The organism is Sphingomonas faeni (assembly GCF_040407505.1).
GTDB lineage: Bacteria > Pseudomonadota > Alphaproteobacteria > Sphingomonadales > Sphingomonadaceae > Sphingomonas > Sphingomonas faeni_E.
The window spans coordinates 707,171-732,733 of sequence record NZ_JAPZPQ010000002.1 but is presented as its reverse complement, the minus strand read 5'-3'; the positions used below and the strand labels follow the sequence as shown (position 1 = coordinate 732,733).

Below are 25,563 nucleotides of genomic sequence, written 5' to 3'. Positions count from 1 at the left end.
TCGGCCGCCCGTTCGGTATCGGATCGTCGACGAATCACTAGTAACGCCAAGGCCCGGCGCTCAGATGCTTCACAGTCGATAGGCGTGCTTGACCAAGTCATACGAAAGCGCACGGGCGACCTCATGCGCCTCGTCCTCTTCGAGCCGGTGTTCGGCGACGAGCTTGGCGAGGAACGCGCAGTCCATCCGGCGCGCGACGTCGTGGCGCGCGGGGATCGAGAGGAAGGCGCGGGTGTCGTCGTTGAAGCCGACCGTGTTGTAGAAACCGGCGGTCTCGGTCGCGCGTTCGCGGAAGCGGCGCATGCCCTCCGGACTGTCATGGAACCACCAAGGCGGTCCGAGTCGCAGCGACGGATAATGGCCGGCGAGCGGGGCGAGTTCGCGCGAATACGTATCCTCATCCAGCGTGAACAGGATCAGCGTCAGGCGGGGATCGTTGCCGAACCGGTCGAGCAGCGGTTTCAGCGCACGGACGAACTCGCCGGGCAGCGGGATGTCCCCGCCCTTGTCGTGACCGAAGCGTGCCAGCACCGATGCGTTGTGGCTACGCGACACAGCGGGATGAAGCTGCATCACCATGCCGTCCTCGACGCTCATCGCCGCCATCTCTGTCAGCATCTGCGCGCGAAAGAGTTCGGCGTCCGCGGCGGTCGGCTGGGCCATGACGCGGGCGTAGAGCGCTTCCGCTTCGGCAGGCGTCAGGTCCGCGGTCGCCGCCGACGGGTGGCCGTGATCAGTCGAGGTCGCGCCAGCATCGCGGAAGCGCGCGCGGTGGAAGCGGTGCGCCGCGAGATAGCCCGCGTAGCTGCCGACATCTTCGTTCGCGGTCTCGCCGAAGTGGCGAACGTTGGCGGCGAAGCCCGGCGTCTCGGGATCGACGACCGGGTCGGGACGATAGGCGGTGACGACGCGGCCGTTCCAGTCGCTCGCACGGATCGCGGCGTGGTGGTCGAGCGGGTCGAGCGGGCTTTCGGTGGTCGCGATCAGTTCGATGCCGAACCGGTCGAATAGCGCGCGCGGGCGGAACTCGGGGGTCTTCAGCACGGCATCGATCGTGTCGAAATACAGGTCCGCGGTCGCGGGTTCGAGGCGGACGTCGATGCCGAACGCCTCGGCGAACACCCAGTCGAGCCACATCCGCGACGGCGTGCCGCGGAACAGATGGTAGTTCGCCGCGAAGATTTTCCAGATCGCGCGCGGATCGGTTGCGGTCGCGCTGCCATCGACAGTTAGCACACCGAGCGCATCGAGCGGCACGCCTTGGCTGTAGAGCATCCGGAACACGTAGTGATCGGGCACGATCAGCAGCGAGGCGGGATCGCTGAACGCCTCGTTCCTTGCGAACCAAGCCGGATCGGTATGGCCGTGCGGACTGACGATCGGCAGGTCCTTCACGTCCGCATGGAGCGCGCGCGCGATGTCGCGAGTACGGCCGTCGCTGGGAAACAGGCGGTCGGGGTGCAGGCGTAGCGGATGGGTCATGCGAGGTGTTCCGGATCGACGGGTGTGTAGTGCGGTACGAGCAGATGGATAACCAGCAACGCGACGAAATAGGCGCATCCGGCGACCACGAAGATCGGACCATAGCTGCCGACGCCGGCGAGGATCGTGCCCGCGAACTTGGCCATCAGCATGCCGCCGAACGCTCCCGCCAGTCCGCCGAGACCGATCACCGATCCGCCCATGCCGCGCGGAAACAGGTCGCCGGGGATCGCGTAGACATTGGCGGAGAAGCCCTGGTGACACGCGCACGCAAGGCCGATCGCCGCGACCGCCCACCAGAGGCCGGGTGCCTGCGCGGCAAAGATGATCGGCAGGGCGAACAGCGCGCAGGCGAACAATGCGGTCTTCCGTGCGCGGTTCGGCGTCTGGCCGCGTGCCAGCAGCCGCGACGAGAACCAGCCGCCCGCGACCGATCCGACATCGGCCAGCACGTACACAGCGACCAGCGGCGGACCGAAATCGAGCATCTTCACGCCGTATTGCCGGTTGAAGAAGTCGGGTAGCCAGAACAGGAACGTCCACCACACCGGATCGATCAGGAAACGACCGAGCATATACGCCCACGTCTGGCGCAACCGCAGCAGCGTGCGCCAGCGGACCGGCTTGGCAGCGGGCACGGGATCGGCCTCGATCCAGGCCAGTTCCTCGGGCGTGACGCGTCGGTGCTTGCGCGGCGATCGGTAGAAAGCGAGCCAAGCCACCAGCCAGATCACGGTCAGCGCGCCGGTCGCGATGAACGCCATCCGCCAGCCGAACGTCACCGCGATCACCGGCACGATCAACGGCGTGAGGATCGCCCCGACGTTCGAGCCGGCGTTGAAGATGCCGATCGCCAGCGCACGCTCGCGTTGCGGAAACCATTCGTTCGCAGCCGCTAGCGCGGCGGGAAACGCACCAGCCTCGCCGATCGCGAGCGGGATTCGCGCGAAGATCATCATCCCCGCGCTGGTGAACAGCGCGTGCGCGACATGACCGATCGTCCACAAACTCACCGCGACCGCATAGCCGATCTTCGCGCCGACCCGGTCGACGAACCGCCCGAACAGCACATAGGCGATGCCGTACGCCGCCTGGAACGCGATCGCGAGATCGGCATAGCCCTGCTCGCTCCAGTTATAGCGCGCCTGCAATTCGGGCTTGAGCACCGGCAGCACGAGCCGGTCGATATAGCTGAGCGCGACGGCGGCGAAGAGCAGCGCGCAGACGATCCACCGCACTTTACCGCGCGGCTTCTCGCTGACGGGAGCGGCGGGCTCGTTCACCAGTTGCACAGCGTGCCATCCTCGAGACGCGCGACCGGGAGATACGCGCGCTTATAGTCGTAGGTCGCAGCAAGCTCCTCGTCGATGTCGACGCCCAACCCCGGCGCCTCGCCCGGATGCATCATGCCGTCGTCGAAGCTGTATGCATGCGGGAAGACCGCATCGGTCTCGTCGGTGTGTGGCATATGCTCCTGCACGCCAAAATTGGGCACCGACAGCCCGAAATGCAGCGCCGCCGCCATCGCCACCGGCGACAGGTCGGTCGCGCCGTGACAGCCGGTCCGCACTTGGTACAGGTCGGCGAGCGACGCGATCCGGCGCAGGTGCGTGATGCCGCCGGCATGCACGACGGTCGCGCGGATATAGTCGATCAGCTGGTTCTGGATCAGGTCCTTCGCGTCCCAGATCGAATTGAACACCTCACCCACCGCGATCGGCGTCGTCGTATGGTGGCGGATCAGCTTGAACGCCTCCTGGTTCTCGGCCGGCGTCGGGTCCTCGATCCAGAAGAGGTTATACGGCTCGAGCGCCTTGCCGAGCCGCCCCGCCTCGATCGGCGTCAGCCGGTGGTGGATATCGTGCAACAGATGCACGTCCCAGCCCATCGCCTCACGCGCCGCCTTGAACAATTCGGGGACGACGCGCAGGTATTTCTCGGTCGACCACACGCTCTCGCTCGGCAGGTCGGCATCGGCGGGTTCGTAGCGCGCGCCGTGCTTGGCCACGCCGTAGGTAGAGGCCAGCCCCGGTACGCCGCATTGCAGCCGGATCGCCTTGTATCCCTTGGCCTGCTCGGCCTTGGCGACCTCGATCGTGTCCTCGATCGTCGTGCCGTTGGCGTGCGCGTAGACCATGCACGCATCGCGCGCCGCGCCGCCGAGCAACTGGTACACCGGCAACCCCGCGAGCTTGCCCTTGATGTCCCAGAGCGCGGTGTCGACCGCAGCGATCGCCGCCATCGTCACCGGGCCGCGGCGCCAATATGCGCCCTTGTAGAGATACTGCCAGACGTCCTCGATCCGGTGCGCGTCGCGGCCGATCAGGCACGGCACGACGTGGTCGGTCAGGTAGCTCGCGACGCTCAACTCGCGGCCGTTGAGCGTGGCGTCGCCCAGCCCGGTAGTGCCGTCGTCGCACTCGATCTTCAGCGTGACGAAATTGCGTCCCGGACAGGTGACGATGACTCGGGCGGAAACGATCTTGGGCATCGAAGGTCCTTCAGGCGATTTCGAGGATGGCGGTTTTCAGCTGTGCCGAACTCGGCCCAGCCATGATCGTGAACAGGCCAGGCTCGACGACCTCGCGCATGTCGACGTCCCACAGAGCGAAGGCGTCGGGGCCGAGCGTGAAGTGCAGCGTCCGCCGCTCGCCGGGCGCAAGCGTCACGCGTTCGAACCCCTTCAGCTCCATCACCGGTCGCGCGACCGACGAAACCTGGTCGCGCACATACAGCTGCACGACCTCGTCGCCGGCGCGTTGCCCGATATTGGCGACGTCGACCTCCACACCGACGCTGCCGGCGATCCCGATCTTCGCCGCCGACAGCCGCGGCGCGCCGACGTCGAAGCGCGTGTAGCTGAGCCCGTGCCCGAACGGGAACAGCGGCGCGGTCTCCGCGAACAGATAACCGCGCTGGGTCGAGGGCTTGCGGTTGTAATAGAGCGGTACCTGCCCGACTTCGCGCACCACCGTCACGGGCAGCTTGGCGCCCGGGTTGATCCGCCCGAACAGCGCCTCGGCCATCGCGGTGCCGCCCTCCTGCCCCGGATACCAGCATTCGAGCACCGCGTTCGCGTTTGCGATCACGCCCGGCCAGCTCGGCGGACGACCGTTGATCGCGGCGATGACGATCGGCTTGCCCAGCGCATGGAGCGCGTCGAACAGCGCGTTCTGCTCGCCCAGCAAGTCGAGCGTGGTGCGGTCGCCGAGATGGTTCTTCGAAAACCCCTCGCGGCTGGTCTGCTCGGTATCGCCGATCGCGAGGATGATCGTGTCCGCGCCCCGCGCGACCTCGACCGCCTCGGCGATCAGCGCGCGGTTCTTGGCGGGATCGGCGAGCAGCACCGCGTCCTGCGACCGGTCCTCGCTCTGCGTGATGAACACGCCTTGCGCATGGACGATCGTCGCTGCGTTCCCCACGAGCGCACGCACGCCGTCGAGCAGCGACACTGTCTGGCGCGGCGGCGCGGAATAGCCGCCGAGCCGTGCGATCGCTGCATTGGGCCCGATCACCGCGATCTTGCCCTTGGGCGCGAGCGGCAGCGTACCGTCGTTGGTCAGCAGGCACATCGATTTGCGGGCGGCCTCGAGCGCGACGCCGCGCGCTTCCGCGTTACCGGTCAGGCGAGCGGCGGCGCGGGGATCGACCAGCGGCTCCTCGAACAAGCCGGCGCGGAACTTCAATGCCAGCATCCGCGCGCAGGCGGCGTCGACCTGCGCGATCGGTACCGTCCCCGCGCGCACCTGGGCGGGGAGCGTGCGGTAGGCCAGTCCGTCGGGCAGCGCGCTGTCGACGCCGGCCGCCAGCGCGAGTTTCGCCGCCCCGTTCAGGTCACGCGCGACGTGGTGGATCGTGTCGAGTTCCTCGATCGCGCCATAATCGCTGACGATCCCGCCCGAAAATCCCCATTCGCCGCGCAGCACGTCGCCGAGCAGCCAGTGGTTCGCATGACTCGGGACGCCATCGATCTCGTTATACGATGGCATCACCGCGCCGATCCCGGTCCGCGTCACGACCGCGCGAAACGGCGGGAAGAAGCTCTCGCGCAGTTCGCGCTCGCCGATCGGTGCGGGGCCGATATTGTTGCCCGCCTGGGGCTGGCCGTGGCCGGTCATATGCTTCAGCGTCGCGAAAACCTTGCCCGGCGCCAGCGTCGTGCTGTCGCCCTGCAGGCCCTCGACCGCGGCGACCCCCATCTCGCCGCACAGATACGGGTCCTCGCCGAACGTCTCCTCGATCCGGCCCCAGCGCGGGTCGCGCGCGATATCGACGACCGGCGACAGCGAGAGGTGGCTGCCGTGCGCGCGTACTTCGCGACCAATGATCGTCTGCGCGCGCCGCACTAGGTCGCGATCGAAGCTGCCGGCCATGCCGATCGCCTGCGGGAACATCGTCGCGTCGGGCGCCATGTAGCCGTGCAGCGATTCCTCGTGGAAGATCACCGGGATGCCGAGCCGCGTGCCGCGCGCCCAACGCTGGACCGCGTTGACGAACGCGATCGTCGAAGCTGTCCCCCGCCACGCGGCCCCGGTGCCGCCGGCCGTTACCGCGACCGAAGGGCCGCCGCGCTTGTCGGACGGTCGCGTGACCTGACCGAACCCCGCCGGATACGCCGCGGTCGCGCGCGCCGGATCGAAATCAAGCCCACCCGGCACCATCACGTCGGCCTTGGTCGCCCACAGGGAAATGGTCTGGCCAACTTTCTCCTCCAGCGTCATCCGTGCCATCAGGTCGCGGACCCGAAGATCGACCGGCGCGCGGGGATCGCGGTAGGTTGGTGACGCGGTCGCGGCGTACGCAACGCCGGGAATGAGCCCTGTAATGGAGACCGAGCCGAGCAGGCCGAAAAGGTCACGCCGGGTCGGCATCATGGTCGGCGCGTTCCCTGCTGTCTTCGTACCGGCCAAGATTATCTCCTAATATGAAACGCGGCATTGCTGTCGAAGCCGTCGTCGTGATAGCGATAACATGGCTGATCATCCGCGATCCTGTCAATGTGGTGCGGAACGGCGGGAGAGGATTATGACGATATTCGGCCGATGGATCGGTAAGTTCGCGCTTCTGTTCGGAGCGATAATTGGTTTGACCGGACCGGCGCAAGCTGAGGATGGCTATGATCTCTGGCTCCGATATCCGGCTTCGGCGACGACAGGCGCGCGCGGCGCACCCACGATCGAAGCGCGCGGCGATACGCCTACGCTCAAGGCAGCAGCAGCAGAACTGCGTCGCGGCGTGAGTCTGTTCGGCACGAGCACGCCCACAATCCTGCTGGCCACCACCAACGATCCCGACGTCGCCGCACTCCGCCTTCCCCTGGCAGCGCTCGGCGATGAGGGGTACCGCGTTGGACAAGTCACGCTCGGGTCCCGCCGTGTCCTGCTCGTCACCGCCAACACCGATCGCGGCGTACTCTATGGTAGCTTCGCGTTGCTGCGACATATCCAGACTGGGGGCAGCCTCGACCGGATCGACCTGACATCCACACCTCGCGTGAAGCTGCGCGTGCTCAACCATTGGGACAATCTGGATGGCGTGGTCGAGCGTGGTTATGCCGGCGCGTCGCTGTGGGACTGGTGGACACTCCCCGATTTCCGCGACCCGCGCTACACCGATTACGCGCGCGCCAACGCGTCGATCGGGATCAACGGTACCGTCCTCAACAACGTCAACGCGAAGGCGGAAAGCCTGACCGCGCCGTATATCGCCAAGGCTGCTGCGCTTGCCGAAGTATTCCGGCCGTACGGCATAAAGGTATATCTGTCGGCACGGTTCTCAGCGCCGATCGAACTCGGCGGTTTGAAGACCGCCGATCCGCTCGATCCGCAGGTCGCTGCGTGGTGGAAGGCAAAGACCGACGAGATCTATCGCAGCATTCCCGATTTCGGCGGCTTTCTGGTCAAGGCGAACAGCGAGGGTCAGCCTGGCCCGCGCGATTACCACCGCAGCCACGCGGACGGCGCCAACATGCTCGCCGTTGCGGTCGCGCCGCATGGCGGGATCGTGATGTGGCGCGCGTTCGTCTACGCCGAGACCGACCCCGACGACCGCGCGAAACAGGCGTATACCGAGTTTAAGCCGCTCGACGGCAAGTTCGCCAAGAACGTCATCGTCCAGGTCAAGAACGGCGCGATCGACTTCCAGCCGCGCGAGCCGTTCCACCCGCTGTTCGGGGCGATGCCCAAGACGCCGCTGATGATCGAATTCCAGATCACCAAGGAGTATCTCGGCTTCGCGACGCACCTCGCCTATCTTGGGCCGCTGTTCGCCGAAACGCTGGCGAGCGAAACGATGCGGACGCCCGGCGAAACCGTGGCGAAGGTCGTCGATGGCTCGGTCGAAGGCCATAGACTTACCGGGATGGCGGGCGTGGCGAATATCGGCCGCGACCGCGACTGGGCGGGCTCCACCTTCAACCAGGCGAACTGGTACGCGTTCGGTCGGATGGCGTGGGATCCGACGCTAGGCGCCGCACCCGTGGCGCGCGAATGGGCGGCAATGACCTTCGCCCCCTCCCCCGCCGTCGTCGATCCGGTGGTCGCGATGATGATGGGATCGCGCGAGGCGGTAGTCGACTACATGACACCGCTCGGCCTCGCGCACGTCATGGCGACGGGTCACCATTACGGCCCCGGCCCGTGGGTGGCCGACCTCAAGCGCCCCGAATGGAACCCGGTCTATTACCACCGCGCCGACAAGGGCGGGATCGGCTTCGACCGGACCAAGACCGGGAGCAACGCGGTTGCGCAATACGCGCCCGAGCTTGCCCGCAAGCTGGCCGATCCTGCGACTACCCCCGAGCGCGACCTGTTGTGGTTCCACCATGTGCCGTGGACGTATCGGACGACATCCGGGCGCTCGGTCTGGGCGGAGATGGTCCATGATTACGATGCGGGCGTGGGCTACGTGGCCGGCATGCGTCGGCAGTGGGACGGTGTGAAGACCAAGGTCGATGCCGAGCGCTGGGCAAAGACCGCGACGTATCTCGCGGTCCAGGAGCGCGAGGCACGCTGGTGGCGCGATGCGAGCCTTGCCTATTGGATGTCGGTCAACGGCCTGCCGCTACCGGCGGGCGCCGCGGCACCCGCACATGACTTGGCATGGTACAAGGCACAGCGCTTTCCGTACGCGCCCGGCAACCCGCAATAGCTGCACGCTGACACTGGATAAGAAGATGAGGACGCGATGATGAGACGGTGGCCGGTAGCGCTGATGTTGGGCGCGCTGATCGTGACGGGCGCAGGCGCGCGGGACACTACGCCCGCTCGGGGCGCGCATTGGATTGCAACCTGGGGGTCGGCGCAGATGATCGCCGAGGGGGACAATGCGCTCCCGGCCGATCGGGCCGGCGCGATCACGCTGCGCCAAGTGGTGCGGGTGTCGGCCGGCGGTGAACGCGTACGCATTCGGCTTTCCAACGCGTTCGGCACGCGCCCGCTCGCGATCGGCGGTGCGCACCTCGCCCGGTCAGCCTTCCCCGGCACGCCGCGAATCGAAGGCGGTGCTCGGCTCACCTTCTCGGGGCGGAGCGACGCAATGATCCCGGCCGGCGCGGAGGTCTACAGCGACCCTGTTGCGTTCCCCGTCGCGGCCGGTGCCGATCTCGCCATCAGCCTGTATCTGCCGGACGCCGCCAGCCCGCAGACCGGCCACCCCGGCTCCCGCTCGACGAGTTTCACGGTGGCCGGCAACGTGGTGGCGGACGGGACGCTGGCGGGCGCGATGCCGACCACGCATTGGTATGCACTCGCGGATGTCGAGGTCGGGGGTGGCCCGGTTGCGGGTACGGTCGTGGCGATCGGCGATTCGATCACCGACGGCTATGGCGTGAAGCCCGAGCACAACACGCGCTGGCCCGATGTGTTGGCGCAAAGACTTCGCGGAACGACGGCAACGCGAGCGATCGGCGTCGTCAACGCGGGGATCGGCGGCAATCGCGTGTTGCTGGACGGGCTCGGCCCCAATCTGCTCGCGCGCTTCGATCGCGACGTCATCGCGCGCAGCGGCGTGCGCTGGACGATCGTGCTGGAGGGCATCAACGACCTTGGCGTCCTGACGCGCGAAGCACCCGCCACGCCTGCGCAACATGCCGCGATCGTCGCGCAGATCACTGCCGGCTTCTCGCAGGTCGTAGCGCGGGCGCATGCTCACGGGATCAAGGTGATCGGGGGGACGGTGATGCCGTTCGGCGGCAACACCTATTATCATCCGACCGCGGAGAACGAGGCAGATCGGCAGGCCGTCAACAGCTTCATCCGCACGTCCGGAGTGTTCGACGCCGTCATCGATTTCGACCGGTTGATGCGCGACCCGGCACATCCCGATCGGCTGTCTCCCGCGTATGATTCGGGGGATCACCTGCACCCGTCGGAGGCTGGCTATAAGACGATGGGTGAAGCCGTACCGCTGAGTCTGTTTGGCGGCGCACGCGCGTCGACCCGGTCGCGATCGGTGATTGGCGCTACGGCTCCGGTGCCGGTCGGTCCTTCCGAGCGCGGCGTGGCCAAGAGGCCTGCCATCGCGATCACCTTCGACGATATTCCTGCTCATGGTCCGCTCGTGCCGGGGCAGACTCGGGTGGATGTGATCCGGGCGATTACCGGGGCGCTTGCCGCTGCGAGGGCGCCGGCGTTCGGGTTTCTGAACGCGGGTTTCGGGCTGGATGCGCCGGACGATGCTGCTGGGGCGATCGCGACTTGGCGTGCTGCCGGACTACCACTTGGCAACCACACTTATTCGCATGCCAATCTCGACAAGGTGGGCGCAGCTGCGTTTTCCGCCGATGTGGTGCGGAACGAAGCGCCGCTTGCTGCTACCGCCAAGGGAACCGATTGGCACTGGTTTCGGTATCCGTTCCTTTCTGAGGGTAGCACATCGGCAGTTCGCGACGCGGCTCGTGCTGACCTTAGGGCTCGCGGGTATCGGGTTGCGGCGGTGACTATGAGCTTCAACGATTTCAGCTGGAACCCGGTTTATGCTGCTTGCTCGGTCAAGCGGGATGTGGGTGCGATCGCCGCGCTGGAGGCCAGCTTTCTGGGCGAAGCGCGCGCTGCCGCATTGGCGGCACGGGCGCGGGCCAAGGCTCAGGTTGGGCGGGATATTCCCTATGTCCTGCTGATGCATGTCGGCGCGTTCGATGCGCGGATGCTGCCTAAGCTACTCGCGCTGTACCGCGAGATGGGGTTCCGTTTCGTGACACTGCCCGAGGCGGAAGCCGATCCGTATTATGCTCGGGCCATCGACCTTTCGCTGCCGGGACCGACACCGTCGCTCGCCGGCCCGCCTGCCCTGCCTGCACTGGTGGGTCCGCCGGCGGGCCTTTGTAGCTGATTACCGCCCCTCTCCCGAGGCTCGGGAGAGAGGGGTTTCACGTCACTTCTTGTTGAGCGCCGCCTGTGCTGCCGCCAGACGCGCGATCGGGACGCGGTAGGGGCTGGCCGAGACGTAATCGAGGCCGACCTTTTCGCAGAACGCGATGCTTGCCGGGTCCCCGCCGTGTTCGCCGCAGATGCCGAGCTTGATGCCGGCGCGCGTCTTGCGCCCACGTTCCGCTGCGATTTCGATCAGTTCGCCGACGCCTTCTACGTCGATGCTGACGAACGGGTCCTTCGCGTAGATGCCCTGCTCGACATAGGCGCCGAGAAAGCGCGAGGCGTCGTCTCGGCTGACGCCCAGCGTGGTCTGCGTCAGGTCGTTGGTGCCGAACGAGAAGAACTCGCCGACTTCCGCGATCTCGCCGGCGCGGAGGGCTGCGCGGGGGAGCTCGATCATCGTGCCGACGAGATACTCGATCGTGCGGCCCTTTTCGGCGAACACGGCCTGCGCGGCCTTGTCGACGACGGCCTTCATCAGCTCCAGCTCGCGGCGGGTGGCGACGAGCGGGATCATGACTTCGGGGATCGGGGCCGCGCCGGACTTCTCGGCGACGTCGACCGCCGCCTCGAAGATCGCACGCGCCTGCATCTCGTAGATTTCGGGATAGGTCACGCCGAGACGGCAGCCACGGTGGCCGAGCATCGGGTTGAACTCGTGCAACTCGGCCGCGCGGCGCTTGAGGGTGTCGACGTCGACGCCCGCCGCGGTGGCGACTTCGGCGAACTCGGATTCCTCGTGGGGGAGGAATTCGTGGAGCGGCGGATCGAGCAGGCGGATCGTCACCGGGAGCCCCGCCATCACCTCGAGGATTTCGGTGAAGTCCCTGCGCTGTTCGGGGAGCAGCTTCTCGAGTGCGACGCGGCGGCCCTTCTCGTCGCTCGCCAGGATCATCTGGCGGACGTTGGTGATGCGGCTGCTCTCGAAGAACATATGCTCGGTGCGGCACAGGCCGACGCCCTCGGCGCCGAACTCGCGCGCGACGCGGCAATCTTCCGGCGTCTCGGCGTTGGCGCGGACTTTCAGGCGACGGACCTCGTCGGCCCACACCATCAGCGTCGCGAAATCGCCCGACAGCTCGGGCTGAACCGTGGCCACCGCGCCGATCATCACTTCGCCGGTAGTGCCGTCGATGGTGAGCAGGTCGCCCTCCTTCACCTCGCGGCCGCCGCAACGCATGATCTTCGCCTTGGCGTCGATGGAGAGCGTGCCGGCGCCCGAGACGCAGGGGCGCCCCATGCCGCGTGCGACGACGGCGGCGTGCGACGTCATCCCGCCGCGCGCAGTGAGGATGCCCTTGGCCGCGTGCATGCCGTGGATGTCGTCGGGCGAGGTCTCGGTGCGGACCAGGATGACCGCCACGCCATCGGCGGCCTTCTTCTCGGCGGCATCGGCGTCGAACACGACCGCACCCGAGGCCGCACCCGGCGATGCGGGGAGGCCCTTGGTGAGCACGTCGCGCGTCGCCTTGGGATCGAGCGTCGGGTGGAGCAGCTGGTCGAGCGCCATCGGCTCGATGCGCAGGATTGCCTCCTCGCGGGTGATGAGGCCTTCGTTCGCCATGTCGACGGCGATCTTCAGCGCGGCCTTGGCGGTGCGCTTGCCGGCGCGCGTCTGCAGCATCCAGAGCTTGGTCTTCTCGACCGTGAACTCGATGTCCTGCATGTCGCGGTAGTGGTTCTCGAGCGTGTCGAACACGTCGGCGAGTTGGGTGTAGACCTCGGGCATCGCCTCTTCCATCGAGGCGGGCTTGGCGCCGGCGTCTTCGCGCGCGGTCTTGGTCAGGTATTGCGGGGTGCGGATGCCGGCGACGACGTCCTCGCCCTGCGCATTGATCAGGAATTCGCCGTAATAGGCGCGGTCGCCCTTCGATGGGTCGCGCGTGAACGCGACGCCGGTGGCCGAGGTGTCGCCCATGTTGCCGAACACCATCGCCTGGATGTTGACCGCGGTCCCCCAGCCGCCGGGGATGTCGTTGAGGCGGCGATAGACTTTCGCCCGCTCGGACTGCCACGAACCGAACACCGCGCCGACCGCACCCCAGAGCTGGTCGTGGACGTCCTGCGGGAAGGGCTTGCCCCAGAGCTTCTCGACGAGGGCCTTATATTCGGCGACGAGCTTGCGCAGGTCGTCGGCGGAGAGTTCGGTGTCGAGCGTGAAGCCCTGGTCTTCCTTGGCGATCTCCAGCGCTTCCTCGAACGCGCCGTGATCCAGTTCGAGGACGACGTCGGCGTACATCTGGATGAAGCGGCGATAGCTGTCCCACGCGAAGCGCGCGTCCTCGGACTTCGCCGCGAGGCCTTCGACGGTCTCGTCGTTGAGGCCGAGATTGAGGACGGTGTCCATCATCCCCGGCATCGAGGCGCGGGCGCCGGAGCGGACGGAAACGAGCAGCGGGTCGGCGGGGTCGCCGAACGTCTTGCCGGTGACGCCCTCGATGTGCGCGAGGCCGGTGGCGACTTCATCGCGCAGGCCTTGCGGGAACTGGCCGCCTTCGTCGTAATAGACCGCGCAGAAATCGGTCGAGATCGTGAAGCCCGGCGGGACCGGCAGGCCGATCGACGCCATCTCGGCGAGGTTCGCGCCCTTGCCGCCGAGCAGGTTCTTGTCGCCCTTGCCGCCATCCGAAACACCGCCGCCGAAGCGATACACATATTGGGTCATGGTCGGTCCTCTAAGTGCTTGTTTTCATTAGCAGGGCAAAAGTGAAGTATAGGAAGTGCAGACGCTGGGAGCCATCTGCACTTCGCCTCCAATCAGCCCTCGATCTTCGAAAAATCTGCGACATTGTGCACTGCGGCACGGACTCGCTCAAGTAGCGCGAGACGGGCGGAGCGCTTGGCGGGGTCGGAATCGTTGACGATAACGCTATCAAAAAACGCGTCGATCGGCGCGCGGAGCGAGGCGAGCGCGGCCATCGCGGCGGCGAAATCCTCGCGCGCGATCGCAGCGGTGGCGCGGGGTTCGGCGGAGTCGAGCGCGGTCATCAGCGCCGTCTCTGCGGGTTCGGGGGTGTAGGACAGCATTTCCTGCTCCTGCTCCCTCTCCCCTGCGGGGAGAGGGTCGGGGTGAGGGGCAGTACCGGGCGCTGCACTGCTTGGCAGCCCCTCACCCCTACCCTCTCCCCGAGGGGGAGAGGGAGCAGAAGGTGCTTCCTTCTTCAGGATGTTAGCGGCGCGCTTATAGCCGGCGAGCAGGTTCGCACCGTCCTCGGTGGTCACGAACGCCTGGAGCGCGTGGACGCGCGCGAGCAGGCGGACGAGATCGTCCTCGCCACCGAGCGCGAATACCGCGTCGATCAGGTCGTGCCGGACGCCGGCTTCGCGTTGTTGGACTTTTAGGCGGTCGGCGAAGAAGTCGAGCAAAGCCGGATAAGTCCGCTCATAAAGCGCGACCACAATCTCTTCGGCCTCGTAACCCGTTTCTTTGCTCTCAATTGAAGAGCGCAGTGAAGCCATTAGCGCAGTTTTTTCGGCGCCCGTTACTTCGGGTTGTAGGCGATCAATCCCCTCTGCGACATTGGCAACCTGAATGCCGAAAGCATCAACTTTCGTCGTGCGATCAATTTCGAGAATGGAATGACTGACGGCTTCGCTAATCGGCAGTCGCAATTTGTTACTTACGATCAAAGCAATAACGCCCAGCGCTGACCGACGTAGGGCAAACGGGTCCTTCGAACCCGACGGTTTTAAGTCCGCGCTGAAGAAGCTGACAATCGTATCAAGCTTGTCCGCCAAGCTCACCGCGACCGTTACCGGGTCGGTGGGGACGTCGTCGCCTTGGCCGACCGGCTTGTAGTGGTCGCGGATGGCGGTGGCGACGGACGGGTGCTCGCCCTGCGCGGCGGCGTAGTAGCCGCCCATCAGGCCTTGCAGCTCGGGGAACTCGCCGACCATGCCGGTGACGAGGTCTGCCTTTGCGAGGCGGGCTGCGCGTTCTGCTAGGTCTGCCAATTCCTCCCCTGCAAGGGGAGGGGGACCGTCAGCCGCAGGCTGAGGGTGGAGGGGGTTCTCCGCGGGCGCTGCGCTTCGTGGCGCCCCCCCTCCACCAGCTTCGCTGGTCCCCCTCCCCGTTCCGGGGAGGATTATTCCCTCTTCTACCAGCCAGCGGGCGAGCTTCGCGAGGCGGTCGACCTTGTCGGCTACGGTGCCGAGCTTTTCGTGGAAGACGATCTTCGACAGCTTCTCGGCCTGCTCTTCGAGCGGGACCTTCAGGTCGGTGTCGTAGAAGAACTTGGCGTCCGACAAGCGCGCGGCGAGGACCTTGCGGTTGCCCTCAACGATCTTCGCGCCGCCGTCTTTCGCGTCGATGTTAGCGGTACAGACGAACGCGTTCGCCAATTTTCCGTCAGCGTCGCGGCAGACGAAATATTTCTGGTTCACGCGTGCCGTGAGCTGGATCACCTCGGGCGGGACGTCGAGAAACGCGGGGTCGAACTGGCCTAGCAGGGGAATCGGCCATTCGGTGAGGCCGGCATTCTCTGCGACGAGACCCTCGTCCTCGATCAGTTCGAGACCGGCTTGCATCGCGGCTTCGCGGGCGTGGTCGCGGATCAGCGTGGCGCGTTCGTCGTGGTCGACGATGACGTGGCAGGCGCGCAGTTTCTCGACATAGTCGTGCGCGCCGCCGATCGTGATCTGGTACGGGTGGTGAAAGCGGTGGCCGAGCGTTGCGGCGCCGCTTGCGATGCCGGCGATCTCGAACGGCACGATCTCTTCGCCGAGCAACGCGACGATGCCTTGCAGCGGGCGGACCCACCGGAGCGATTCAGTGCTGGCCGACGCATCCCCCCAGCGCATAGACTTCGGCCACGGGAACGCGCGGACGATCGCGGGGATCGCCTCGGCCAAAACGGCGGCGGTGGCGCGGCCGGGTTTCTCGGTGACCGCGAAGAGCGTGCCGTTGCGGTCTATGAGTTGCTCGCGCGTAAGGCCGGTTTTGCGGAGGAACCCTTCGAGCGCCTGGGGTGGCGCCGAGGTCTTGGGACCCTTGGTTTCCTCGGAGACGGCGGCGGTCTCGAGCGGCAGGTCGCGCGCGATCAGCGTCAGGCGGCGGGGCGTCGCGTAGGTGACGATAGCGCTGGTGGCGATGCCGGCCTTGGCGAGCTCGGCGGTGAACAGCCTGGCGAGATCTTCACGCGCCTTGGACTGCATCCGGGCGGGGATTTCTTCGGAGCGGAGTTCTAGGAGGAAGTCGGTCATTTGGGTTCGCACGCGAAGAAGAAGGAGTTGGGTTCACGCGGAGACGCGGAGACGCGGAGTAGAAGGGGAGAAGATAGGTTCGGGGCGCTGCGCGCGGCTGCTCGACGCCGCAGGCGTCTCGCATCATGCTGGACGCCGGGACCAAGAACGCGGAAATGCGACACCTTGCATACCTTCTGCTCCGCGTCTCCGCGTCTCCGCGTGAACACACCTTCTAACGAGCGCATCATGCTGCCCATCCGTGCTTGTCCATCCAGGCGGCGCAGGCGCCTTTGGCGAGGTCGCGGACGCGGCCCATATAGGCTTGGCGTTCGGCTACGGAGATTACGCCGCGGGCCTGGAGCAGGTTGAAGATGTGGCTGGCTTTGATCGCTTGCTCGTAGGCGGGGATCGGAAGCTTCGCGGCCAGTGAGTTCTCGCATTCCGCTACGTGCTTGCGGAACTGGTCGAAGAGCGAGTCCGTGTCGGCGATCTCGAAGTTCCACTTCGACATCTCCTGCTCGTTCTCCAGGAACACGTCGCCGTAGGTCACCCCGGCATCGTTAAACGCGAGATCGTAAACCGAGTCCTTGTCCTGGATGTACATCGCGAGGCGCTCCAACCCGTAGGTGAGTTCGCCGGCGACGGGCTTCATGTCGAAGCCGCCCATCTGCTGGAAATAGGTGAACTGCGTCACCTCCATGCCGTCGCACCAGACTTCCCAGCCGAGCCCCCAGGCGCCGAGCGTGGGGCTTTCCCAATCGTCTTCGACGAAGCGGATGTCGTGCTTCAGCATGTCGATGCCGATCGCGGCCAGGCTGCCGAGGTAGAGTTCCTGGAGGTTGGCGGGGCTCGGCTTCAGGATGACCTGATACTGGTAGTAATGCTGGAGCCGGTTGGGGTTCTCGCCGTAGCGGCCGTCGGTCGGGCGGCGGCAGGGCTGGACGAACGCGGCGTTCCACGGTTTCGGTCCGAGCGCGCGGAGCGTCGTGGCGGTGTGGAAGGTGCCCGCGCCCATTTCCATGTCGTAGGGCTGCAGGATCAGGCATCCGTGTTCGCTCCAGTAATCGTGGAGCGTGAGGATCATGCGCTGGAAGCTAAGAGGCTTTATCACGGGCTGGGTCACGCGCGGGCTTTGGCGGATGGGGGTGCGGGAGGCAAGTGGTGCGTTGCGGTCGGGCGTCCTACATGGGCTGCACCAACGATAAGGATGTCGTCACCTTGAAGCTGTTTTCGAAGATCGTTTCGTTCCGATCCGCGCTCTCTGCCATCGCCATGGCGTTCGCCCTGCCCGCCTGTGCGCAGGTCGCGCAGAAGCCTGTGCAAGCCGCGAACGATGCCGATCCGGCGCTTTGGGTGGTGAAGGACAAAGACACGACGATCTACCTGTTCGGGACGATCCATGTGTTGAAGCCCGGCATGACGTGGTTCGACGAGGCGGTGAAGACCGCGTTCGATCGGTCGAACCAGGTGGTGCTGGAGCTGGTGATGCCCGATCCGGCGAAGATGCAGTCGCTGGTGATGGCGACGGGGGTGTCGAAGGACGGTCCGACGCTGACCGAGCAGCTGCCCGCGGACAAGCGTGCGGCGTATGCGAAGGCGGTGACCGATCTGGGACTGCCGGCGAATGCGTTCGATCGGTTCAAGCCGTGGCTGGCGGCGACCAACCTGTCGATCGCGCCGCTGTCCAAGATGGGGTACGACTCGGCGAACGGGCCTGAGCAGGTGATCACGGCGGCGGCGAAGGCTGCGGGCAAACCGGTGATCGGGCTCGAGACGGCGGAGCAGCAGCTCGGGTATTTCGGCGGGTTGTCTCAGACGGCGCAGATCCAGTTTCTGGGGAGCACGATCGACGAGTTGCCTAAGCTGGAGAGCACGATGGCGACGATGGTCGACGAGTGGGCGAAGGGGGATCCCGAGGCGCTCGCCAAAGAGATGAACGAAAGTTTGAAGGACTCGCCGGAGGTGGCGAAGGTGCTGCTGGTGGACCGTAATGCGCGGTGGGCGGAGTGGGTCGCGAACCGGATGAAGTCGCCGGGGACGGTGTTTATCGCGGTCGGTGCCGGGCATCTGGCGGGTAAGGACAGCGTTCAGGCGCAATTGGCCAAGCTTGGCGTGAAGGCGGAACGCGTCAGGTATTGAGCTACCCGAGTCCCTCTCCCCTCGGGGAGAGGGAGGGAGGAGCACTTGCGACGGAAGGGTGAGGGGGAGTTGGCGCGAACGTCTCGAGCCTCACTGCCCCTCACCCTCCCACGTGCAAGCGCACGCGGGCCCCTCCCTCTCCCCGGAGGGGCGAGGGTACAGGTTTAGTTGATTCTAACGCTGCTTTCCGCTATGCGCCCGCGCTTCCGGTCCATGGTCATCCCTGGAGGCGTGGGCGGGAAGGACAACAAACGAGTTTCGGAGAATACAGATGAGCGACCAGTTGACGCTCGCAGCCGAGACGCGTGACCGGGTTGGCAAGGGAGCCTCCCGGGCGCTGCGTCGTGATGGCCGCGTGCCTGCCGTGATCTACGGCCTGAACCAGGAACCAACCTCGGTTCACCTCGAGGAAAAGGCGCTGATGAAGGCGCTGATGACCGGCCACTTCATGAATTCCGTCGTGATGGTCAACGGCGTGCGCACGCTGCCGAAGGACGTCTCGTTCCACCCGGTTTCGGATCGTCCGATCCATGTCGACTTCCTGCGCATCGGCGAGCATTCGACCGTCACCGTCGCGGTGCCGATCGCGTTCACCGACGAGGACGACGCGCCGGGCATCAAGAAGGGCAAGGGCGTCCTCAACATCACGCGTCACGAGATCGAGCTGGTCGTCGACGCTTCGGACATCCCGAGCGAGATCACGATTTCGCTCGCCGGTCTGGAGATCGGTGATTCGATTCACATCAGCGACGTGAAGCTGCCCAAGGGCGCGACGCCCGCGATCGACGACCGCGACTTCGCGATCGCCACGATCGTGCCGCCGACCGTGCCGACCGTCGAGGACGAAGAGCTTGAGGCCGAAGTCGCCGAAGCACAGGCTGCCGAGGCTGCTGCCGAGGAAGAACCGGTCGTTGAGCCTAACGACGATGACAACGACGACGACAAGATCACGCCGCAGAAAAAGGACTGAGGGTTCAGCCCTTCGTCTTAGGATGATCTGGCGGGCGGGAAAGCTAGGGCTTTCCCGCCCGTTTCGTTTTATGGGGCTTGCGCTTCTGTTCCCTCGCGAACGCGGGGGGCCAGGATCACGCAGCGCCGCCGCCCGTTACCCTGGGCTCCTGCGTTCGCAGGAGAACACGGTTACGTGGCCGACGCGGTCTTTTGGAGAATCACACGTGCAGATCTGGGCGGGACTCGGCAATCCGGGGGCGCAATATGCGATGCACCGGCACAATGTCGGGTTCATGGTCGCCGACGCGATCGCCGAGGTGCACGGCTTCGGCGCGGTCAAGAAGCAGTTCCAGGGCTGGACGCAGGAGGGGCGGATCGGCTCCGAGAAGATCCTGCTGCTGAAGCCAGCCACCTTCATGAACGAAAGCGGCCGCGCGATCGGCGAGGCGCTGCGGTTCTACAAGCTCGGCGTCGAGGCGCTGACGGTGTTCCACGACGAACTCGACATCGCGCCCTTCCGCGTGAAGGTGAAGACCGGCGGCGGGACCGCGGGGCATAACGGGCTGCGCTCGACAGACCAGCATCTGGGACCGGAGTTTCGCCGCGTGCGGCTGGGGATCGGGCATCCGGGGCACAAGGATCGCGTCACCGGCTATGTGCTCGGCAATTATGCGAAGGCCGAGATCGAGCCGCTGTCCGACATGCTCGGCGCGGTCGCGGCGGAGGCCAAGTGGCTGGCGGAAGGCGACGACGTCCGCTTCATGAACGATGTCGCGTTGAGGATGCAGCCATGACCACCCGTTCCCTGTTTGCCACGCGGTTCTACGAGGCCGATCTCGGCGACGACGATCTGGTCGAGGAACTCGAGGACGCCGCGCTCGAACTGGCGAAGGCCGATCGCGCGGGCGTCGCGTGGTCGAAGGCGCATGGGTATCGCGGGTATACGTCGTACGCGTCGCTGAACGACCTGCCGCTGCGCGATCCACGGTTCGGGGATCTGGTTCGGCTGCTGAACAAGCATGTCGCGCAGTTCGCGAAGGACTGTGCGTTTGATCTCGGCGGGCGGAAGTTGAAGCTCGACAGTCTTTGGGTGAACGTCCTGAAGCCGGGCGGCGCGCATTCGGGGCATATCCATCCGCATAGCGTCGTTTCCGGGACGATGTACGTGGCGATTCCGGAGGGGGCTGGGGCGCTGAAGCTGGAGGATCCGCGGTTGCCGATGATGATGGCGGCGCCGACGCGGCTGGAGGATGCTGCGGAGGATCTGCGGACGTTCGTCTATGCGGAGCCTAAGCCGGGCAGTGTGTTTCTGTGGGAGAGCTGGTTGCGGCATGAGGTCGTGACGAATGCGGGCCCCAAAAAGATGGACGGCGAACGGATCAGTATCAGTTTCAATTATCGGTGGTGATCAATGCTCGAACACCGGTGCCCGCGTTTCTCAGTGAAGCTCGCTGCCCGGTCGAGCTTGGGGTCTGAATACAATATGGCGACACTGGTCGTCTCGAACTGTAACTCGTCCTGCAATTTCAGATGCAGTCAGTTTCGGGTCCATAGGTTCCATATCGGTGTTGATCTGCAGCCGCTTGCAGGCCGTGCGAGCAATATGCATGATCGCGTCGAAACTGCTGACGCTGACGGTTTTCCCTAGCTCCGTTCCCTTCGCCTCGTCTGGGCTGGAGAAGAGGTCATCGTGCGACAACCCCATACACTCCACGGCATCCCAAACGGTCGAATGTTCCTGCGCCTCGATCGCGTCTTTAGACGCAAGCGCTGTGTTGGCACCCAATGTGTTAATTGGCTGACCCGATTTCGGCTTGCACGTCGTCATGTTCGCCGCCACCACTTCCATGCCGGTGCGATAGACACCTGTGGCACGGTGCAATCCGCCGGCGGCTTCCGAGACAGCCCTGATCGCGTTCAATCCAGCCGACAAGACATTGCCCTTCGCCGAATCCTGCAAAAACGATCGAACGCGCTCCTCAGGTAGAGCGGCCAGCATCAACCTTGATATCCGCGCCTCCATCATAGGCACGTCGCTTTCGAACAAGCTGTAATACCCGCCAGTGCACGCGACATAGTTCGCAGGCGGTAGCGTCGGAAGCCCATCGACCGGAGAGATATATGGGTTCGCGCCCTTGACCTTGCAGGGCAATTGCCCACCGACCGGATAGAGACTTGCGCCTGCATAGTTAATCTCGTCCGCCGCAGCGGCGAGATAATCGACGAAGGCGTCCGCATCCTTCCCGTCACGAATGGTGGCGGTGCCCATGCGGGCCGCCATCGCCATGATCAGCGCCGCCCTGAACAGCTGCAACTGCTTCGATCTCGACGCGTCGAATGTTCGCTTGTCGAGCAGGTATCCGGGATACCCTCCTGGGTGACGGACATCTCGCAATATCGGCCCGCATCCCGTTGTCATTGCGATGATAAGCAAGCTTGCACTTATTCTTTTACGCATTGCAACGCCCCCCGAACATCCGAGGTAATACACTACACTAATCTATGACTTGTGCTGAAAAGCTGATCGATTACCGATCATTATTATAGCTATACTTGAAAACCAGACCGATAATAACCGGGTTCCGGTACATGATGGTGGTGCCGGCCCCTCCGCTTGGACGGGCCGGCCTCCGATCAGGCCGTCTTCATCGACGCCATGTCGATGACGAAGCGGTACTTCACGTCGCTCTTCACCATGCGCTGATACGAGGGTTCGATCTCGTCCATGCGGATCATCTCGATGTCCGACACCAGGCCGTGTCGCCCACAGAAATCGAGCATCTCCTGCGTCTCGGCGATGCCGCCGATCAGCGAGCCGGCGATCGCGCGGCGCTTGAAGATGAGGTTGCCGACCGAAGGCGACGGATGCGCGTGCTCGGGGACGCCGACCAGCGTCATCGTGCCGTCGCGCTTGAGCAACACTGTGAACGTGTCGAGGTTGTGGCTCGCCGCGACGGTGTTCAGGATGAAGTCGAAGCTGTTGGCGTGCTCTGCCATCGCGGCTTCGTCCTTCGACACGATCAGGTCCTTCGCGCCGAGACGCTTGGCGTCGTCGCGCTTGTTCGGCGAGGTCGAGAAGACATAGACTTCGGCGCCCATCGCGTTGGCGATCTTGACGCCCATGTGGCCGAGACCGCCGAGGCCGACGATGCCGACCTTCTGGCCGGGGCCGACCTTCCAGTGCTTGAGCGGCGAATAGGTGGTGATGCCGGCGCAGAGCAGCGGCGCGACCGCGGCGAGGTCGGCTTCGGGATGCGAGACCTTCAGCACGAAGCCTTGGTCGACGACGATCTTGTCCGAATAGCCGCCGAAGGTGTGGCCGCCGAGCACGGGATCGGGGCCGTTATACGTGCCGACGAAGCCGGTGGTCTCGCAATATTGCTCCTCGCCGTCCTTGCACGACGGGCATTCGCCGCAGCTGTCGACCATGCAGCCGACACCGACGACGTCGCCGACCTTGAACTTGGTGACGTCGCTGCCGACGGCGGTGACGTGGCCGACGATCTCGTGGCCGGGGACGCAGGGGTAGAGCGTGCCTTCCCACTCGCCCTTGGCGGTGTGGAGGTCGGAATGGCAGACGCCGCAGAACGCGATGTCGATTGCGACGTCGGTCTTGCCGGGCTCGCGGCGCTCGAAGCTAAAGGGGGCGAGCGGCGTTTCGGGGGATTGCGCGGCGTAGCCGTTGGCGGTCGTGGTCATGGAATTCCTGATCTATCTCAAGCTGAGATCGGGATATAAGTGTCGACCATATGATAACTACCGACCGGTATGATTATTTTGCTGCACTGCGGCAATCGAGGGGGTCGATCACGCCCGGCATCGAGCGTGCCCACCACCCCGGCGGAGGCCGGGGCCCAATTGGAAAGATGGCAATAACGGGGTGCCGACCATCGTTAGCAACGTCCCCCAATTGGGCCCCGGCCTTCGCCGGGGTGGTCGAGAAGGGTGTGGCGCCAACGATGCGCGCCTGCGTCCTTGCTGGCCTTCCGGACCGCCCTGCCCTAAAGCGCCCTCACATTCTTATACCAAGGGCATATCATGGGTTTTCGCTGCGGCATCGTGGGGCTGCCGAACGTCGGCAAGTCCACTCTCTTCAACGCGCTGACCGAGACGGCCGCGGCGCAGGCGGCGAACTATCCGTTCTGCACGATCGAGCCGAACGTCGGTAACGTCGGCGTGCCCGACAAGCGGCTCGACGCGCTGGCCAAGATCGCCGGATCGCAGAAGATCATCGAGACTCAGCTCGGCTTCGTCGACATCGCCGGGCTCGTGCGCGGCGCGTCGAAGGGCGAAGGGCTCGGCAACCAGTTCCTCGGCAACATCCGCGAGGTCGACGCGATCGTCCACGTGCTGCGCTGCTTCGAAGACGGCGACGTGACGCATGTCGACAACAAGGTCGACCCGATCGCCGATGCCGAGACGGTCGACACCGAGCTGATGCTGAGCGACCTCGAAAGCCTCGAGAAGCGCGTGCCGAACCTCGCAAAGAAGGGCATGCAGGGCGACAAGGAGGCCAAGATCGGTGCCGCCGTGCTCGGCCAGGCGCTCGAACTGCTCCGCGAAGGCAAGCCTGCGCGACTGACCGTGCCGAAGGACGAGGACGAGGCGCGCGTGTTCGCGCAGGCGCAGCTGCTGACCGCGAAGCCCGTGCTGTACGTGTGCAACGTCGACGAGGGCGATGCGGCAAACGGCAATGCGCTGTCGGCGCGGGTGTTCGAGAAGGCGAAGGCCGAGGGCGCCGAGGCGGTCGTCGTCTCTGCGGCGATCGAGGCGGAAATCGCGACGATGCCCGCCGAGGATCGGGGCGAGTTTCTCGGCGAACTCGGGCTGGAGGAGACCGGCCTCGCTCGCGTCATCACCGCCGGGTACAAACTGCTGCACCTGCTGACGTTCTTCACGGTCGGCCCGAAGGAAGCGCGTGCCTGGACCGTCCACGAGGGCGCGACCGCACCGCAGGCGGCGGGCGAGATTCACGGCGATTTCGAAAAGGGCTTCATCCGCGCCGAGACAATCGCGTTCGACGACTTCATCGCGCTCGGTGGCGAATCGAAGGCGCGCGAGGCAGGCAAGCTGCGCGCGGAAGGCAAGGCGTACGTCGTCCACGACGGCGACGTGATGCACTTCCTGCATAGCTGAGGACTTGGCGGCGGCGGCGGGTTAGCGATAGTTTTCGCAGGCTATCCCGTCGCCATCGCCGTCCATGCCGGCACGATAACCCGGCTGACCGCGGTAGAGCGGCGAGGCCCCTGCCGCCCGCACTTCGCGACATCCGCTGTAGAAGACCGAGCTTTCCGATCCGGAGTTGGTTGAGCGACGGGCCGGGGTCGATGATCCGTATGCCGGCCGAACGACGTTGTAGGGCTCGGCATCTGCTACGCGTCGTGCAGGCGCGACGGCGTGTCGCCGCACCATCGGCGGCGCGGCAATCGCCATATCGGGGACCGCCTTGGTATCGACGATAGCCGGGGCAGGAATCGGCTGCGGCTCAGTGGCTTTCCAGACACCAGCAAACATCAATGTCGAGGCGATCGCCGTGACCGCGATAAAGGAACGCTCCATGACGCCACCATACGGGCGTACTGGTTGACGAATATTTATCGGTAGCTGCTGCCTCAGGGCGAGACAGCAAAGACGCGATGTCTGCTATGGAGAGGAAAGCAGCCATACAGCAATACCTTCCTGCTTAAATGTTAACCTTCCTTTTGTACTAAGTTTTGCTAGTAGCTAGATTTGGTACATAGCTACATAGAGGACGCGGGCTTAGATATGCATTTTGGAATGCAACACGATCACCAACTTCAATCATCATATCATAGGGTATAAGAATGGTTTTTGACGTTCCATCTTCTGCTCTAACGATTGCTCTAACGTTATTGACATAAGCCGCGTCGATCGGACGACCAACAATATTCTGCGTTTTTGAGAGCAACGCCATCGCTTCGCTTTGGGATAGAATTTTTATAACGATGCCTTTTCCGGCGGGGTGCGGTCTATCCGCCAAGTGTATTGTAGGGCAACTAACAAGCGCAGCGGTCGATGGGCGTTCATTTGAACATGCGGTTATAAGCGTGAACGCAGAAATGACGCAGACCGTTGCTAATTTCATAGTTGAGCGCTCCTCTTGGGCTTGGACAGGCTTACGATCATTGTGATTGCTCGCCAATGATCGCAACTGGGCGTTAGCCGCCGGTCTTGGTATGATCAGGCAATGCCAGCGGCTGTTTTGCGGACTTGCGGCCTGCCGCGGCGACTATGACTGCGCTGGACAGGAGGATGCTAGACACGAGGGCGCCGACCGACAGCAGGCCGGCGGTGGTCATTGACGCGTCGAGGGTCGTGCGCTTGCCGATCCGGATCGAGACTTTGGCGGCGGGGGCTTGGCGGGTTTCGGTTCGGTCGAGGTGCGTTGGGGTCTTCATGGGCCGAGGCTGAACCT

At 65.0% G+C, this 25,563-nt stretch carries 19 protein-coding genes; 7 read left to right on the top strand and 12 right to left on the bottom strand.

Annotated elements, in window-relative coordinates:
• Positions 1–69: 69 nt before the first annotated feature.
• Genes uxaC through O6X71_RS09935 form a run of 4 tightly spaced genes read right to left on the bottom strand, consistent with a single transcriptional unit; the run spans position 70 to position 6,353 of the window.
• Positions 70–1,482 (bottom strand): glucuronate isomerase, encoded by a 1,413-nt coding sequence (uxaC, locus tag O6X71_RS09950; RefSeq protein WP_353465704.1) that lies wholly within the window; start codon positions 1,480–1,482, stop codon positions 70–72.
• Entirely contained in the window at positions 1,479–2,768 is a 1,290-nt protein-coding gene (locus tag O6X71_RS09945; protein ID WP_353465888.1) for an MFS transporter, read from the bottom strand. Before O6X71_RS09945 ends, uxaC begins: the two co-directional genes overlap by 4 nt.
• Positions 2,762–3,973: a D-mannonate dehydratase ManD gene (gene manD / locus O6X71_RS09940; protein ID WP_353465703.1), complete on the bottom strand. Its 1,212-nt coding sequence runs from the start codon at positions 3,971–3,973 to the stop codon at positions 2,762–2,764. Before manD ends, O6X71_RS09945 begins: the two co-directional genes overlap by 7 nt.
• Positions 3,974–3,983: 10 nt before the next feature.
• Positions 3,984–6,353 carry a glycoside hydrolase family 3 N-terminal domain-containing protein gene (locus O6X71_RS09935; protein ID WP_353465887.1) on the bottom strand — a complete coding sequence of 790 codons (2,370 nt, stop codon included), beginning with the start codon at positions 6,351–6,353 and terminating at the stop codon, positions 3,984–3,986.
• 154 nt (positions 6,354–6,507) lie between these two features.
• Here O6X71_RS09935 and O6X71_RS09930 point away from each other — a divergent pair, with 154 nt between their 5' ends.
• Together O6X71_RS09930 and O6X71_RS09925 are read left to right on the top strand one after the other, a co-directional pair.
• Positions 6,508–8,631 (top strand): alpha-glucuronidase family glycosyl hydrolase, encoded by a 2,124-nt coding sequence (locus O6X71_RS09930; protein ID WP_353465702.1) that lies wholly within the window; start codon positions 6,508–6,510, stop codon positions 8,629–8,631.
• A gap of 39 nt (positions 8,632–8,670) precedes the next feature.
• Positions 8,671–10,812 (top strand): GDSL-type esterase/lipase family protein, encoded by a 2,142-nt coding sequence (locus O6X71_RS09925; protein WP_353465701.1) that lies wholly within the window; start codon positions 8,671–8,673, stop codon positions 10,810–10,812.
• Positions 10,813–10,854: 42 nt separating this feature from the next.
• Here O6X71_RS09925 and ppdK read toward each other — a convergent pair whose 3' ends face one another.
• From ppdK to O6X71_RS09910, 3 genes are all read right to left on the bottom strand, one after another.
• Positions 10,855–13,518 (bottom strand): pyruvate, phosphate dikinase, encoded by a 2,664-nt coding sequence (ppdK, locus tag O6X71_RS09920; protein ID WP_353465700.1) that lies wholly within the window; start codon positions 13,516–13,518, stop codon positions 10,855–10,857.
• A gap of 92 nt (positions 13,519–13,610) precedes the next feature.
• Positions 13,611–16,055: a glycine--tRNA ligase subunit beta gene (gene glyS / locus O6X71_RS09915; protein WP_353465699.1), complete on the bottom strand. Its 2,445-nt coding sequence runs from the start codon at positions 16,053–16,055 to the stop codon at positions 13,611–13,613.
• Between the two features lie 226 nt (positions 16,056–16,281).
• Complete coding sequence (locus O6X71_RS09910; protein ID WP_093398883.1) at positions 16,282–17,121, bottom strand: glycine--tRNA ligase subunit alpha; 840 nt, start codon at positions 17,119–17,121, stop codon at positions 16,282–16,284.
• 188 nt (positions 17,122–17,309) lie between these two features.
• On the opposite strand from O6X71_RS09910, the gene O6X71_RS09905 reads away from it, so the two are divergent.
• The 4 genes from O6X71_RS09905 to O6X71_RS09890 all read left to right on the top strand — a co-directional run bounded on the left by O6X71_RS09905 (position 17,310) and on the right by O6X71_RS09890 (position 20,535).
• Positions 17,310–18,176 (top strand): TraB/GumN family protein, encoded by an 867-nt coding sequence (locus tag O6X71_RS09905; protein WP_353465886.1) that lies wholly within the window; start codon positions 17,310–17,312, stop codon positions 18,174–18,176.
• A 271-nt stretch (positions 18,177–18,447) separates the two neighbouring features.
• The gene (locus O6X71_RS09900) at positions 18,448–19,146 is read left to right on the top strand and encodes a 50S ribosomal protein L25/general stress protein Ctc (RefSeq protein ID WP_277983200.1); all 699 of its coding nucleotides are present in this window, start codon (positions 18,448–18,450) and stop codon (positions 19,144–19,146) included.
• Between the two features lie 205 nt (positions 19,147–19,351).
• Entirely contained in the window at positions 19,352–19,921 is a 570-nt protein-coding gene (gene pth, locus O6X71_RS09895) for an aminoacyl-tRNA hydrolase (RefSeq protein WP_277983201.1), read from the top strand.
• Positions 19,918–20,535: a TIGR02466 family protein gene (locus O6X71_RS09890; protein ID WP_353465698.1), complete on the top strand. Its 618-nt coding sequence runs from the start codon at positions 19,918–19,920 to the stop codon at positions 20,533–20,535. Before pth ends, O6X71_RS09890 begins: the two co-directional genes overlap by 4 nt.
• A gap of 30 nt (positions 20,536–20,565) precedes the next feature.
• Here the strand turns inward: O6X71_RS09890 and O6X71_RS09885 are convergent, their stop codons facing one another.
• Together O6X71_RS09885 and O6X71_RS09880 are read right to left on the bottom strand one after the other, a co-directional pair.
• Positions 20,566–21,561, bottom strand: a complete 996-nt coding sequence (locus O6X71_RS09885; protein ID WP_353465697.1) for a hypothetical protein — start codon at positions 21,559–21,561, stop codon at positions 20,566–20,568.
• A 200-nt stretch (positions 21,562–21,761) separates the two neighbouring features.
• Positions 21,762–22,826: an NAD(P)-dependent alcohol dehydrogenase gene (locus O6X71_RS09880; RefSeq protein WP_353465696.1), complete on the bottom strand. Its 1,065-nt coding sequence runs from the start codon at positions 22,824–22,826 to the stop codon at positions 21,762–21,764.
• Positions 22,827–23,165: 339 nt separating this feature from the next.
• Between O6X71_RS09880 and ychF the strand changes: the two genes are divergently transcribed.
• Positions 23,166–24,263: a redox-regulated ATPase YchF gene (gene ychF, locus O6X71_RS09875; protein ID WP_056047251.1), complete on the top strand. Its 1,098-nt coding sequence runs from the start codon at positions 23,166–23,168 to the stop codon at positions 24,261–24,263.
• 21 nt (positions 24,264–24,284) lie between these two features.
• On the opposite strand, the gene O6X71_RS09870 is transcribed toward ychF, so the two are convergent.
• From O6X71_RS09870 to O6X71_RS09860, 3 genes are all read right to left on the bottom strand, one after another.
• Positions 24,285–24,686 (bottom strand): excalibur calcium-binding domain-containing protein, encoded by a 402-nt coding sequence (locus O6X71_RS09870; protein WP_353465695.1) that lies wholly within the window; start codon positions 24,684–24,686, stop codon positions 24,285–24,287.
• 148 nt (positions 24,687–24,834) lie between these two features.
• The gene (locus O6X71_RS09865; protein ID WP_353465694.1) at positions 24,835–25,233 is read right to left on the bottom strand and encodes a hypothetical protein; all 399 of its coding nucleotides are present in this window, start codon (positions 25,231–25,233) and stop codon (positions 24,835–24,837) included.
• Positions 25,234–25,306: 73 nt separating this feature from the next.
• Positions 25,307–25,546, bottom strand: coding sequence for a hypothetical protein (locus O6X71_RS09860; RefSeq protein ID WP_353465693.1), 240 nt, complete (start codon positions 25,544–25,546; stop codon positions 25,307–25,309).
• Positions 25,547–25,563 lie beyond the last annotated feature (17 nt).

What these genes read in the sequence shown, in the direction of transcription:
- uxaC (WP_353465704.1), bottom strand. Translation starts at nt 1,482, where the DNA reads ATGACCCATCCGCTACGCCTGCACCCCGACCGCCTGTTTCCCAGCGAC.
- manD (WP_353465703.1), bottom strand. Translation starts at nt 3,973, where the DNA reads ATGCCCAAGATCGTTTCCGCCCGAGTCATCGTCACCTGTCCGGGACGC.
- O6X71_RS09935 (WP_353465887.1), bottom strand. Translation starts at nt 6,353, where the DNA reads ATGCCGACCCGGCGTGACCTTTTCGGCCTGCTCGGCTCGGTCTCCATT.
- O6X71_RS09930 (WP_353465702.1), top strand. Translation starts at nt 6,508, where the DNA reads ATGACGATATTCGGCCGATGGATCGGTAAGTTCGCGCTTCTGTTCGGA.
- O6X71_RS09925 (WP_353465701.1), top strand. Translation starts at nt 8,671, where the DNA reads ATGAGACGGTGGCCGGTAGCGCTGATGTTGGGCGCGCTGATCGTGACG.
- ppdK (WP_353465700.1), bottom strand. Translation starts at nt 13,518, where the DNA reads ATGACCCAATATGTGTATCGCTTCGGCGGCGGTGTTTCGGATGGCGGC.
- glyS (WP_353465699.1), bottom strand. Translation starts at nt 16,055, where the DNA reads ATGACCGACTTCCTCCTAGAACTCCGCTCCGAAGAAATCCCCGCCCGG.
- O6X71_RS09910 (WP_093398883.1), bottom strand. Translation starts at nt 17,121, where the DNA reads ATGATCCTCACGCTCCACGATTACTGGAGCGAACACGGATGCCTGATC.
- O6X71_RS09905 (WP_353465886.1), top strand. Translation starts at nt 17,310, where the DNA reads ATGGCGTTCGCCCTGCCCGCCTGTGCGCAGGTCGCGCAGAAGCCTGTG.
- O6X71_RS09900 (WP_277983200.1), top strand. Translation starts at nt 18,448, where the DNA reads ATGAGCGACCAGTTGACGCTCGCAGCCGAGACGCGTGACCGGGTTGGC.
- O6X71_RS09890 (WP_353465698.1), top strand. Translation starts at nt 19,918, where the DNA reads ATGACCACCCGTTCCCTGTTTGCCACGCGGTTCTACGAGGCCGATCTC.
- O6X71_RS09880 (WP_353465696.1), bottom strand. Translation starts at nt 22,826, where the DNA reads ATGACCACGACCGCCAACGGCTACGCCGCGCAATCCCCCGAAACGCCG.
- ychF (WP_056047251.1), top strand. Translation starts at nt 23,166, where the DNA reads ATGGGTTTTCGCTGCGGCATCGTGGGGCTGCCGAACGTCGGCAAGTCC.
- O6X71_RS09870 (WP_353465695.1), bottom strand. Translation starts at nt 24,686, where the DNA reads ATGGAGCGTTCCTTTATCGCGGTCACGGCGATCGCCTCGACATTGATG.
- O6X71_RS09865 (WP_353465694.1), bottom strand. Translation starts at nt 25,233, where the DNA reads ATGAAATTAGCAACGGTCTGCGTCATTTCTGCGTTCACGCTTATAACC.
- O6X71_RS09860 (WP_353465693.1), bottom strand. Translation starts at nt 25,546, where the DNA reads ATGAAGACCCCAACGCACCTCGACCGAACCGAAACCCGCCAAGCCCCC.